Below are 301 nucleotides of genomic sequence, written 5' to 3' on the forward strand. Positions count from 1 at the left end.
CGGCTCCGGCTCCGGCGCCCACCCCGGCTCCCGCTGCCCCGGCCCCGCAGGCCGCCGCTCCGGCTCCGGCCGCTCCGGCTCCCGCTGCCCCGGCTCAGCCGGCCGCTCCGGCCGCGCCCGCCGCCGCTCAGCCCGCGGACGACGGCGCGTACGTCACCCCGCTGGTGCGCAAGCTCGCCTCCGAGAACGGTGTCGACCTCGGCTCCGTCAAGGGCACCGGCGTCGGCGGGCGGATCCCCACGCAGGGCGGCGTCGCCGCCCCCCCGGCCGCGGAGGGCGCCGCTCCCGCCCCCCCCCCCGC

General features: G+C 84.1%; 1 protein-coding gene. It reads left to right on the top strand.

Annotation, left to right across the window (positions count from 1 at the left end; all coding sequences use genetic code 11):
- On the top strand, positions 1–301 hold a 301-nt coding region (locus tag JAO81_RS43205; RefSeq protein ID WP_233416595.1), incomplete at both ends, for an E3 binding domain-containing protein.

It is taken from the genome of Streptomyces sp. N35, from assembly GCF_016464295.1.
Taxonomy (GTDB): Bacteria; Actinomycetota; Actinomycetes; order Streptomycetales; family Streptomycetaceae; genus Streptomyces.